General features: G+C 65.8%; 6 protein-coding genes. All 6 read right to left on the bottom strand.

What is annotated here, in order from left to right; translation table 11 throughout:
* Nucleotides 1-56: 56 nt before the first annotated feature.
* Complete coding sequence (locus tag HWX76_RS07780; RefSeq protein WP_050015431.1) at nt 57-2,777, bottom strand: TonB-dependent receptor; 2,721 nt, start codon at nt 2,775-2,777, stop codon at nt 57-59.
* A gap of 718 nt (nt 2,778-3,495) precedes the next feature.
* A complete protein-coding gene (locus tag HWX76_RS07775; RefSeq protein WP_050015432.1) occupies nt 3,496-6,669 on the bottom strand; it encodes a multidrug efflux RND transporter permease subunit in 3,174 nt (1,057 codons plus the stop codon).
* A 46-nt stretch (nt 6,670-6,715) separates the two neighbouring features.
* On the bottom strand, nt 6,716-8,359 hold the full coding sequence (locus HWX76_RS07770; RefSeq protein ID WP_050015434.1) for a dipeptide ABC transporter ATP-binding protein: 1,644 nt from the start codon (nt 8,357-8,359) through the stop codon (nt 6,716-6,718).
* Nucleotides 8,356-9,471, bottom strand: coding sequence for an ABC transporter permease (locus HWX76_RS07765; RefSeq protein WP_050015436.1), 1,116 nt, complete (start codon nt 9,469-9,471; stop codon nt 8,356-8,358). Before HWX76_RS07765 ends, HWX76_RS07770 begins: the two co-directional genes overlap by 4 nt.
* Nucleotides 9,425-10,477 carry an ABC transporter permease subunit gene (locus tag HWX76_RS07760; protein ID WP_050015437.1) on the bottom strand — a complete coding sequence of 351 codons (1,053 nt, stop codon included), beginning with the start codon at nt 10,475-10,477 and terminating at the stop codon, nt 9,425-9,427. Before HWX76_RS07760 ends, HWX76_RS07765 begins: the two co-directional genes overlap by 47 nt.
* A gap of 13 nt (nt 10,478-10,490) precedes the next feature.
* Nucleotides 10,491-12,371 (bottom strand): extracellular solute-binding protein, encoded by a 1,881-nt coding sequence (locus HWX76_RS07755; RefSeq protein WP_050015439.1) that lies wholly within the window; start codon nt 12,369-12,371, stop codon nt 10,491-10,493.
* Between the last annotated feature and the right edge of the window lie 70 nt (nt 12,372-12,441).

The raw sequence follows: 12,441 nt of genomic DNA, 5'->3' as shown, positions 1-12,441 counted from the left end.
CGTCCCGGCGCGGGCCGCGCGCCGGGACCGGTTGCCGCCTGGCGGCCTCCTCGCCGTCAGAACCGGTACGTCGCCCCGATCTGGAAGAAGCGGCCGAGATCCGTGTAGAGCGACTGGTCATAGCCAGTGATGTCGGGCACGGCTTGCCACTCGACGTCGAACGGCGGTTTCTTGTCGAAGAGGTTCGTGATGCCGCCGTAAATCGTCCAATGCTTGAAGCCGCGATAGTTGAACATCAGGTTGAACTGGCTGTACGACGCCACCGATCCCGTACCGCCGTCGCCGAATTCCGCGGCCACGGCGTTCGTATATGGCCCGGTGTATTGCCAGGTCAGCGTGGTAGTCAGCTGCCGGTAGTCCCAGCTCAGGCTCGTATTGCCCTTCCAGCGCGGGTTGCTCGCGCCGAACGGCTGCAGCAGCGCAAGGTTGTTGCCGGCGAAGTCCTGCGGTGCGGTTCCGGGGCTGTGCAGCTTGAAGTGCCACACATAAGTCCAGTCGCCTGCGAGCGTGAACGTGCCGTACTTGGTGCGCAGCGCTTTGCGGAAGTTGAGATCGAAGCCATCGGTATCGAGCGCACCGAGGTTCACGAAATGCTGAACGAGGTAACGCACCGACCCGTCAGCGTTGCGCACGACGCGCGAGGGATCGTTGGCGACGAGCACCGCGTTCGGATCGTCCGTGCCGATGACGCCGTCGATGCGGACCTTGTAGAACGCCGCGCCGATATCGGTCATCGCATCGGGTGAAAGCTGGAAGCCGATGTTGTAGTTCTTCGTGTGCTCCGGCTGAAGATTCGGATTGCCCGCGACTTGCTCCGTCGTGAAGTGCTTGGTCGGCACACCGCTCGGATCGTTCGGATCGACGAGGTTCTGGTGAGAGAGATAGACGGCCTGCGAGTTTTCGACGAGGGTCGGCGCGCGGAAGCCGCGACTGTACGATGCATACGTCGTCAGCATTTGCACCGGCTGGAAACGCAGCGCAAAGCTCGGCGAAAACGCCCCACCGAAGTCGCTGTAGTGATCGTAGCGGCCCGCCTGCGTGAACGTCAGATTGCGCAGGATCGGAATGTCGACCTGGTAGAACGCGGCGGCGACGTTGCGCGAACCCTCCACCGTCTGCACGTTCGCCGGTGCGGATACGCCCTGCGACGCGAGCGTCTGGGGGTTGATCGTCGACGATTCGTGGCGGAACTCGGTGCCCAGGCCCAGGCCGACCGGGCCCCCGGGCAGCGTGAAGAGATTCGACGTCGAGGCCTTGGCCGTCACGCTGTCGACCTTCGAGATGGCCTGCTGATCGTCGTCCGTGAAAACGCCGTTCAGGCCGTTTGGCGTGGAGGCCGGGTTCGAGAAGTTATAGGTGCCGTTCGCGAGCATGTTCTCGAGGCCCGCGGCGTTGATCCGGTTGCGATACGTCGTATCGACGGTGCTCTGCGAGTGGCCGTAATCGGCCGACCAGTCCCACGCGCCGAATCTGCCCGCGTCGAGCGAGCCTTTGACGCCCGTGTTCGCCATCCAGAACGTCGATACCGTGTCCGCCCTCACGACGTTGCCCGGGAAAGTCAAGTTGATCGCCGTCGGCACGCCGAACGGGTTATAAGGATTGCTCACCGGTACGGTGCGCGGCAGCGGCGAAACGGACCCGGTCGAAGGGTTGTAGACGTTCGTCGTGCTCGAGATCGACGCCGGTCCCTGCAACTGGACGGTTTCATCGCGGCTTACCCAGAAGCCCGCATAGGCCTGCGTGTTGTCGTCGATCTTGAAGGTGGCGCGCACCTTCGCGTTCAGGCGCGTCGTGGACGGAACGAGCGACGTCGACGCGGCCGGGTTATACGTGCAATTGGTCGCGCTCGTCTTGCTGCCGGGCGGGCACGGCGAAAGCGGCACCTTGGAGCCGTCCGCCAGCGACCAGTACGATTGCTGGTTCGGCCCGAGCGGCGCTGCCAGTCCGCCGGGATATTGCGTGAAGTCTTGCGCCGACGTCATGTCTCGATCGCCGAGCGTCGAACCCGAATCGCGGTAATAGCTGGCGGCCGCGGTGACGTTGAAGCGATCCGAATTCAGGTCGCCGAAGCCGGCCAGTACGCTGAAGTTGCCCTGCCCGTCGCCCGGATGCTGCGCCTTGCCGAGTTGGCCGTCGATCTGCAGGCCCTGAAAGTTCTTCTTCGTAATGATGTTGACGACGCCCGCGATCGCGTCCGAGCCGTAGACGGATACCGCGCCGGTCTTGACGATCTCGACGCGCTCCACCATGTTCAGCGGGATCGCGTTGACATCGAAGAACGTGTCGGTGAAGTTCACCGACTGCGCATAGTTCGCGACGCGCTGGCCATCGACGAGCACGAGCGTGTATTTCTCGCTGAGCCCGCGCAACGCCATGCCGGCGCCGCCGGGTGCCGAGCTGTTCATCGTCGTCTGGCCCCAGCTGCTTGCGGAATTGGCCGAGGTCGAACGCAGGAAATCGGCGACCGTCGTGTATCCGCTTTGCTGGATTTCCTTCGCGGTGATGACCTGCACTTCGGTGTGGCCGACCTTATCCGATGTGCGGATCAGCGAGCCCGTCACTTCGAACTTGTCGAGCTTTTTCACGGTCTGCCCGCCCGCAGCGGCGCCGGACGCCGGCGCGGGCGCGGCGGCGGCCGTGCTGCCGGTTTGCTCGGCGGCGACGCTCCCGTCGACAGGCGTTGTCTGCGCGTAAGCGGAGGTACCCAAAGCCGCCGTCAACGCGACTTCAGCCCATGCGATGCTGCGTATTGCCGATCCCAAAGCCGTTGGTTTCATAACACCCCTTTCCCTTTGTCGTCGCAAGGCCTGACCTTTTTGTATGCACGGAGACTCGCCGGCCTTTAAATAGCGTTGCCCCGCGTTCCTGATTCGTCATCTGACGATCACAACCATTCCGTCCACCTTCCCATTTCTTTCAAAATTATTTCCTCCGCTTATGAGTGGAATGAATTTGAAATACAAGAAGCTGAATTTCTATAGAATTAGGAAGCCTAATTACATGGATCGGTATTTCCGCGTATCGAAAGGCTGCATACGCGCTACGCCCTGGAACATTCTCACCATGGCGCTTCGTCAATCAGTGCGTACGGGTTGCCAGGAAGGCAGTCTCCCGTTGAAAGGCTTCTTTACGTATTCACTTTGAAAGCATTAATTCACGGAACATGAATTACCGTTTACTACCAAGTTTTACATTGGACGCGAACATAGCAGGACAGAATCGACGCGTCAAAAAATATTTGATGCCACATAACTTTGTTTAGGTGCAATAGATGCACTCGGTTGGTGCCGAATAAAAATCGATATGGTTCATCAGCCGCTACCGTTGTCTTGTCTTCCTTGTTCGGCTGCTTTTTCACCCGTTCGCGCATGCGCCGCAATGGAGCATGCGGCCGGTACTCGCCAGTCCGAACTTTTTTGTTTACCAGAGGGAAGACGCGAATCCTTGGCATGGAAACAGTCCGAACGCGTGGTCGATGAATCCCCATCACTACCATCAATCGATCTCCAGATTCCCGGCCGTTTCCACGCGCGGCGCCTCGCGCTTCGTCACCGCTGCATGCCGCCCGCGCCGGCCTATGGACACGACTACCCGAAACGCCACCGGCGCGAACACCAGCCCGAATATCGTCGCCGCCAGCACGCCCCCGAACGCGCCGGTCCCGATCGAACGCCGGCTTTCCGCACCCGCGCCGGTCGCCAGCACCAACGGCACGACGCCGAGCAGGAACGCCATCGACGTCATCACGATCGGCCGAAACCGCACGGCCGCGGCCTCCACCACAGCCTGCCGCAGCGGCACGCCGCGCCCGACGAGTTCGCGTGCGAACTGCACGATCAGAATCGCATTCTTCGCCGACAATCCGATCACCGTAATCATCCCGACCTTGAAGTACACGTCGTTCGGCATCCCGCGAGCGAACGCCGCCGCCAACGCGCCCACGATGCCGAGCGGCACGATCGTCAGCACCGACAGCGGAATCGTCCAGCTTTCATACAAGGCGGCGAGCGCCATGAACACCGCGAGCACCGACAACCCGACCAGCAGCGGCGTCTGCCGCTCGGCAATCCGCTCCTCGCGCGCCGCGGCGACCCAGTCGTAACCGATCCCGGCCGGCAGCATGGCGGCCAGCCGCTCCATCTCCGCCATCGCCGCACCCGAACTGGTGTGGGTCGCCGCCCGGCCGCTGACGTCGAGCGACGGATAGCCGTCGTAGCGATTCAGCATCACGGGCCCGACCGTCCAGTGCGGCGCGGCGATGGCCGACAGCGGCACCATGTCCCCCGTCCGGTTCGGTACCGTCAGCGCCATCAGTTGCGCGTCGGTCGCACGCGCGGCCGGGTCGGCCTCGACGATCACGCGGCGCATCCGGCCCGACGCCGGAAAATCGTTGATGTAGTTCGAGCCGAACGTGCCGCCGAGCAGCCCCGCGATGCGCTCGAACGGCACGCCGAGCGCATATGCTTTCGCGCGATCGACGTCGAGCTCGATGCGCGGCGCGTCCGGCAAGTCCTCGAAATGCACGGACGCGAGCGCCGGGTCCGCCTTTGCACGCGCGGCCAACTGCTCGCGGGCGGCCTTCAGCGCGTCGAGCCCGACCCCGCCGCGATCCTCGAGACGGAACGTGAAGCCGTCCGCGTGACCGATGCCGGGCACCGACGGCGGCAGCGTCGCCTGTACGTCGCCGTCGAGAATCGCGTCGAAACGCCGGTTGAGGCGATCGCGCAACGTCATCGCATCGACGTCGCGCTGCGCCCAGTCCTTCAGGTCGACGAATGCCATCCCGACGTTCTGCCCGCTGCCCGCGAAACTCCAGCCGATCACGCTCGTCACGTTCGCGACGGCCGGCTCCGCGCGCAGGATCGCCTCGACGCGCTGGACGACCGCGAGCGTGCGCGCCTGCGTGGCACCGGCCGGCAACTGGATCATCACCTGCAGCTGCCCCTGGTCCTCGGTCGGCAGGAAGCCGCCCGGCATCGTCCAGTACAGCAGCCCGCACACGGCCAAGAGTGCGACATAGATGCCGACGACCGCACCCGTGCGGCGTACCGCCGACACGGTGACGCGCCGATAGCTGGCCTCGGCGCGCGCGAACGCGACGCCGAAGCGGTCGGCCACGCGCGCGCCGAGGCTGCGGCGCGGCACGCCCCCGCCCCCGCCTTCGTGACGGACGACCGGTTTCAGCAAATTCGCGCACAGCGCCGGCGTGAGCGACAGCGCCATGAACGACGACACGAGCATCGACGCGATCATCGACACCGCGAACTGCCGGTAGATGCCGCCGACGCTGCCCGGGAAGAACGCCATCGGCACGAACACGGCGGTCAGCACCGCGGTCACGCCGACGATCGCCCCGCCGATCCGCTTCATCGCGTGCCGCGTCGCATCGCGCGGCGACACGCCCGCCTCCATCACCCGGTGCACGCTCTCGACGACGACGATCGCATCGTCCACGAGAATGCCGATCGCCAGCACGAGGCCGAACATCGTGAACACGTTGATCGACAGCCGGAACACCCACATCGCGACGAACGCGCCCATCAGCGTGACCGGAATCACGACGGTCGGCACGAGCGTGTAGCGCAGCTCGCGCAGGAACAGCCACATCACGCAGAACACCAGCACGACGGCCTCGACGAGCGTCAGCACGACTTCCCGGATGGCGATCTTCACGAAATGCGCGCCGTCGAACGGAATCTCGACCGCGACGCCCGGCGGCAGCGTCTTCGACAGCTCGGCAAGCCGGGCGCGGATCGCGTTCGACGTTTCGAGCGCGTTGCCGCGCGGGCCGAGCTGGATGCCGACGGTGGCCGCCGGACGGCCGTTCAGCCGCGAATAGAACGAATAGTCGTCGCGGCCGATTTCGATGCGGGCGACATCGGCGACGCGCACGACCGAACCATCCTGCTTCGACTTCAGCACGATCCGGCCGAACTCCTCCGGCGACGTCAGCTGTCCCTTGACGACGATCGTCGCGGTGAGCTGCTGGCCGCGCACGAACGGCGCATCGCCGATCGCGCCGGCCGTCACCGTCGCGTTCTGCACGCCGATCGCCGCGATCACGTCGTCGGCGCCGAGGTCGTATTCGCGCAACTTGCTGGGATCGAGCCAGACCCGCAGCGCCTCGTCGGCGTCCCACAACTGGGCCGCGCCGACCCCGGGCGCGCGCTTCAGCTCGCGCAGCACGTAACGGTTCAGATAGTCGCCGAGCTGGGCGGAGTCGCGCGTGCCGTCGGTCGACGTCAGCGTGACGAGCATCAGGAACGTGTTGGCCGCCTTGAACACGCCGATGCCCTGCTGCACGACCTGCTGCGGCAGCCGCGGCTCGACCTGCTTCAGCCGGTTGTTGACGTCGACGAGCGCGATGTCCGGATCGGTGCCGGGCGCGAACGTCACGTCGATCTCGAGATTGCCGTGACCGTCGCTGCTCGTCTCGTAGTACTGCAGCCCGTCGGCACCGTCGAGGCTTTCCTCGATGATGCTGCCGACGTCGGCGTCGACCGTCTCGGTCGACGCGCCCGGATAGGTCGCGGTGATCACGACGCGCGGCGGCGCAAGGCGCGGATACTGCGCGATCGGCAATTGCGGAATGGCGAGCACGCCCGCGACGACGATCGCGAGCGCGACGATCCACGCGAACACCGGGCGGTCGATGAAGAACGATGGCATCGGCGTGCGTCAGCGAACGGTGCAGGCGCGCCGCGCCCGCTTCACGTCACTCATCCGCGCCCCCTTCCCGCTGCAGCGGACCCGGTTCCGGTGCGAGCATCGACGACGCGAGCAGCGCCTGCGTATACGGGTGGGACGGCGCGTGCAACACGTCGAGCGTATCGCCCTCCTCGACCACGCGCCCCGCCTTCATCACGATGACCCGATGGGCCATCGCGCGCATCACCGCGAGATCGTGCGTGATGAACAGGTAGCTCAGTTGATACTTCTTTTGCAGGTTCGTCAGCAGATTCAGCACCTGCTTCTGGATCGACACGTCGAGCGCGCTCGTCGGCTCGTCCAGCACCAGCAGCTCCGGCTCGACGGCCAGCGCGCGCGCAATCGCGATGCGCTGACGCTGGCCGCCGGAAAATTCGTGCGGATAGCGAAGCATCGCGTCGGCCGGCAGGCCGACCTCCTGCAGCAAGGCAGCGACCCGCGTGCGCCGCGTGGCGCCGGCCACCTCCGGCCGGTGCACGGCAAGCCCCTCGCCGACGATCTGCTCGACCGTCATGCGCGGCGACAGCGAGCCGAACGGATCCTGGAACACGACCTGCATGCGGCCGTACAGCGCGCGCCGGCCGCGTGTCGTGCGCAGCGACGCCAGCGGCATGCCGTCGATCTCGATGCCGCCCGACGCCGGCCGCTGCAGGCCGAGCACGGCCGCCGCCAGCGTCGATTTCCCCGACCCGGATTCGCCGACGATCCCGAGCGTCTCGCCGCGCCGCAGGCTCAGCTTCACGTCGTGCACGGCCCGGAACGCCGTCTTGCCGAACACCGCGCGCCAGCCCTTCGTCGCGATGCGGTAATCGACGGCGAGTTGCCGCACGTCGAGGATCGTCTGCGCACCGGCCGCGACCGGTTCGACCGCACGTTGCGGCGCGCTGTCGAGCAGCCGGCGCGTGTACGCGTGTTGCGGCGCGGCGAACAGCGCGCCGGTCGTGTTCGTTTCGACGAGCACGCCCTGCTCCATCACGGCCACGCGCTGCGCGAAGCGCCGCACGAGATTCAGGTCGTGCGTGATCAGCAGCACGGCCATCCCGCGCGCGGCGGCCTCCTGTTCCTGTAGTTCGATCAGCAGGTCGACGATCTGCTGGCGCACCGTCACGTCGAGCGCCGTCGTCGGCTCGTCCGCGAGCAACAGCCGCGGCCGGCACGCGAGCGCCATCGCGATCATCGCGCGTTGCCGCTGGCCGCCCGACAACTGGTGCGGAAAACTGTCGATGCGCCGCTCCGGCTCCGGAATCCCGGTGCGCCGCAGCAGCGCGATGCCGCGCTCGCGCGCGTCGCCCGGCCGCAGTCCCTCGTGCAGCCGCAGGCTCTCGGCGATCTGCTTGCCGATCGTATACAGCGGATTGAGCGCCGTCATCGGCTCCTGGAACACCATCGCGATATCGGCGCCGCGGATGCCGCGCATCTGCTGCTCGGTCTTCGCGAGCAGATCCTCGCCGTCGAACAGCATCTGTCCCGACAGCGTCGCCTGCTGCGCGAGCCGCAGGATCGACAGCGCCGTCACGCTCTTGCCCGAGCCCGACTCGCCGACGAGCGCCACGCGCTCGCCGCGCCCGACCGCGAGGCTCAGGTCCTGCACGGCGGCTTTCGCGCCGAAGTGCGCGGAAAACCGTCGAATGTCCAGCAAAGGAGTCGTCATCGTTGCTCCCCGCCGAAGGCCGAGCCGCGCGCGCGCGTGTCGAGCGCATTGCGCAGCGCGTCGCCCATGAACGTGAGCAGCAGCAGCGTGACGACCAGCGCCGAGAACGCGGAGATCGAGATCCACCACGCGTCGAGGTAGTTCTTGCCTTCCTGCAGTAGTTCGCCGAGGCTCGGCGTCGGCGGCTGCACGCCGAGGCCGAGGAAGTCGAGGCTCGTCAGCGACAGGATCGCCGCACTCATCCGGAACGGCAGGAACGTGATCACCGGCGTCAGGCTGTTCGGCAGCACGTGCCGCCACATGATCTGCCAGTTCGACAGTCCCATCGTGCGTGCGGCCTTCACGTAGTCGAGCGCGCGGTTGCGCAGGAACTCCGCGCGCACGTAGTCGGACAGCACGAGCCAGCCGAACATCGACAGCAGGACGAACAGCAGCCACAGCGACGGCTCGAAGATCGACGCGAAGATGATCAGCAGGTACAGGTCGGGCAGCGCGCTCCAGATCTCGATCAGGCGCTGCCCGACGAGATCGGTGCGCCCGCCGTAGAAGCCCTGCAGCGCGCCCGTCAGCACGCCGATCGCGACGCCCGAAACCGTCAGCGCGAACGCCATCAGCACCGACAGCCGAAATCCGTACAGCAGCCGCGCGAGCACGTCGCGGCCGAACTGGTCGGTGCCGAGCCAGTTGCTCGCGGACGGCGGCGCCGGATACGGCCGCGACGCGAAATAGTCGATCGTGTCGTAGCGGTAGCGGTTCGGCGGGTAGATCGCGAAGTTGTCGTGCGACTCGATCTTCGCGCGGATGTATGGATCGAGATAGTTGGTCTTCGCCGGGAAATCGCCGCCGAACTGCGTCTCCGGATAGTCCTTCACGATCGGGAAATAGAAATGCCCGTCGTAGCGCACCACCAGCGGCCGGTCGTTCGACAGTCCTTCGGCCAGCAGGCTGAGCGCGAACAGCGTGGCAAAGATCACGAGGCTCCAGTAGCCGAGCCGCTGCGCGCGAAACCGCCGCCACGTGCGTCGCCATGGCGACGGCGACGCCGCGCATGCGACGGCGGCCGGATCAGTGGTCCAGGCGGTTGAACTGGATACGGGGGTCGACGAGGACATAGCAGACGTCAGCAATGAGTTTGGTCAGAAGGCCGATGAGCGTGAACAGGAACAGCGAACCGAGCACCACCGGATAGTCGCGGCGAATCACCGAGTCGTACGAGAGCTGCCCCATCCCGTCGAGCGAGAACAGCGTCTCGATCAGCAGGTTGCCGTTCAGGAAGGCGCCGACGAACGCGGCCGGCAACCCGGTGAGCAGCGGGATCGCCGCATTGCGCAGTACGTGCTTCCACAGCACGTCGCGCTCCGGCGCGCCCTTCGCGCGTGCGGTCAGCACGTATTGCCGGCCGATTTCATCGAGGAACGTGTTCTTCGTGAGAATCGTGACGATCGCGAAATTGCCGACCACCGACGCCGTCACCGGCAACGCGATATGCCACAGATAGTCGAGAGCCTTGCCGATCAGCGTCAGCTCGTCGAAGTCGTCCGAGGTCAGGCCGCGCATCGGAAACACCTGCCAGAACGTGCCGCCGCCGAACAGCATCAGCAGCAGCACGCCGAGCACGAAGCCCGGAATCGCGTAGCCGGCGAGCACGAGCACGCTCGTTACCGTGTCGAAACGCGAGCCGTTGCGCACGGCCTTCGCGATGCCGAGCGGCACCGACACGAAGTACGTGAGGATCACCGTCCACAAGCCCAGCGTGATCGACACCGGCAGCTTCGAGCGGATCACGGCCCATACGCTGCGGTGCGCGAAATAGGACTGCCCGAGGTCGAACGTCGCATAGCTTTTCAGCATCAGCGCGTAGCGTTCGAGCGGCGGTTTGTCGAAGCCGAACTGCTTGCGGATCTGCGCGATCTGCTGCGGATCGACGCCCTGGCTGCCGTGGTAGCCGCCCCCGCCTCCGCCCGCCTCGCCTCCACGCGCGCTGCCGTGGCGCAATTGCGTGAGCACCTGCTCGACCGGGCCGCCCGGCACGAATTGCGTAACCGCGAACGTGATCGTCACGACGCCGATCAGCGTCGGGATCATCAGCAGCAGGCGCCTCAATATGTATGCAAGCATCGTCGCTCCCTCGTCAGGCCGCGGCGGCGGGTTGTGGCCGTGCTACCGGCTTCTTCACGTACCAGTAGTCGATGATCCAGTCCTCGTACTGATAGGAAGCCGGCACGACCGGCGGATGGCCGAGCGTCGTCTTGTACGCGATCCGCGCGTTCGGCATGTAGTACTGCGGAACGAGCACGTACAGGTTGATCAGCACGCGGTCGAGCGCGTGCGTGGCCGTCTCGAGATCGTCGAGCGTATTGGCCGCAAGCGCCGCGCGGATCAGCGCATCGACGGCCTTCGACTTCACGCCCGGATAGTTCTCCGAGCCCGGCTGCGATGCGGCCTCGCTGCCGAAACGACGCGTCAGTTCCGCGCCCGGGATCGTCACGGGCGAGTAGATATACGTCGTCATGTCGTACTCGAAATTGTCGAGCCGCTTCTGGTAGAGCGCGCTGTCGATCTCGTGCAGGTACGCATGGATGCCGAGCGTCGCGAGCGCCTGCGTGTACGGCAGGATCAGGCGATCCATGCCGGGCTGGTCGTCGATGATCTCGATCGACATCGGCGTGCCGTTCGCGTCGCGCAGCGCGCCGTCCCGGTAGTGCCAGCCAGCCTGAGCGAGCAGGTCGCGCGCTTGCTTGAGGTTCGCGCGCAGCGAGCCCGGCGGCAACGTCGACGGCTGCTTGACCATCGGGCCGAACACCTCCGGCGGCAGCGTCGAGCGGTACGGTTCGAGCAGCGCGAGTTCCTTCGCGCTCGGCATGCCCGACGCGGCGAACGGGCTCGCGTCCCAGAAGCTGTTGGTGCGGCGGTACTGCCCGTAGAACATCATCCGGCTCATCCAGTCGAAGTCGAATGCCAGCGCAAGCGCGTGCCGCACGCGCACGTCCTGGAACATCGGTTTGCGCAGGTTCATCAGGAAGCCCTGCATCTGCGCGGGGCCGTCCGGGAACTCGCCCCTCTTCAGCATGCCGTTGCCGAAATTCTTGCCGACGTACTTGCGCGCCCACTGCGTCGAGCTGTACTCCATTCGCGCATCGACATCGCCGGCCTTGAACGCCTCGAGCGCCGTGTACTGGTCGAGATACAGCTTGAACGACACGCGTGCGAAACGGAACATCCCGCGCCGCGACGGCAGGTTCGCGGCCCAGTAGTGCGGGTTGCGCACGTACGCGATCTGCTTGTCGTTCCTGCGCTGCTCGATCAGGTACGCGCCGCTCGCGATCGGCGGCTCGTTCGCGATCTGGTCGAACGGCGGCCGCGTACCGTCCGCGTGTTGCCCCCACTTCGGCGAGAACACCGGCAGGTCGCCCGCGATCAGCGCGGCGTCGCGCTCCGCGTGCCTGAACTCGAAGCGGATCGTGTGGCCGTCGACGACCACTGCGCGCCGGATGATCGAGAACTGCGCGTTGTACAGCGGCGACGCCTGCGGGCTCGTCAGCGTATCGAACGAATACTTGACGTCGGCCGCGGTGATCGGGTCGCCGTTCGAGAAGCGCGCGGCCGGGTTGATGTGGAACGTGGCCGACTGCCCGTCGGGCGCCACCTCGACGTCGTCGGCAATCAACGCGTATTCGGACGCGAGTTCGTCCCAGCTGCGCTGCATCAGCGTGTCGAACATCAGGTTCTTGATGTCCGGTGCGGGCGAGCCGCGCACGAGGAACGGGTTCAGCGAGTCGTAGCTCTGCGCTTCGTCGTAGTTTTCGAAGTTGAGCGCGCCGGTGTCCGGCGCCTGTGGGTCCGCATAATCGAAATGCGCAAAGTCCGGCGGGTATTTCGGCTGGTCGTATTGCGCGATCGCCGACACCGCGAGCGCCGCACGTGGCATGGCGCTACCCGACACGAGCAGCACGGCGCATGCGAACAGCGCCGCGCGCGGCACGCCTGCCCATCGCCATTTCAACAGTTTCATGGTCGGTCTGTCCGAAAGCGTGCGGGCGCGAGGCCTGCGCGCGGTAGATTCCTGTGCAGGTTGCCGCGTG

The organism is Burkholderia sp. BCC0398, assembly GCF_902833245.1.
Taxonomy (GTDB): Bacteria; Pseudomonadota; Gammaproteobacteria; order Burkholderiales; family Burkholderiaceae; genus Burkholderia; species Burkholderia sola.
The sequence above is the reverse complement of the archived record's forward strand: the minus strand, read 5'-3'. Positions and strand labels throughout refer to the sequence as shown.

Excerpts from the sequence above, each read along its gene's own strand:
- HWX76_RS07775 (WP_050015432.1), bottom strand. The coding sequence starts at position 6,669 with ATGCCATCGTTCTTCATCGACCGCCCGGTGTTCGCGTGGATCGTCGCG.
- HWX76_RS07760 (WP_050015437.1), bottom strand. The coding sequence starts at position 10,477 with ATGCTTGCATACATATTGAGGCGCCTGCTGCTGATGATCCCGACGCTG.
- HWX76_RS07755 (WP_050015439.1), bottom strand. The coding sequence starts at position 12,371 with ATGAAACTGTTGAAATGGCGATGGGCAGGCGTGCCGCGCGCGGCGCTG.
- HWX76_RS07780 (WP_050015431.1), bottom strand. The coding sequence starts at position 2,777 with ATGAAACCAACGGCTTTGGGATCGGCAATACGCAGCATCGCATGGGCT.
- HWX76_RS07770 (WP_050015434.1), bottom strand. The coding sequence starts at position 8,359 with ATGACGACTCCTTTGCTGGACATTCGACGGTTTTCCGCGCACTTCGGC.
- HWX76_RS07765 (WP_050015436.1), bottom strand. The coding sequence starts at position 9,471 with ATGTCCTCGTCGACCCCCGTATCCAGTTCAACCGCCTGGACCACTGAT.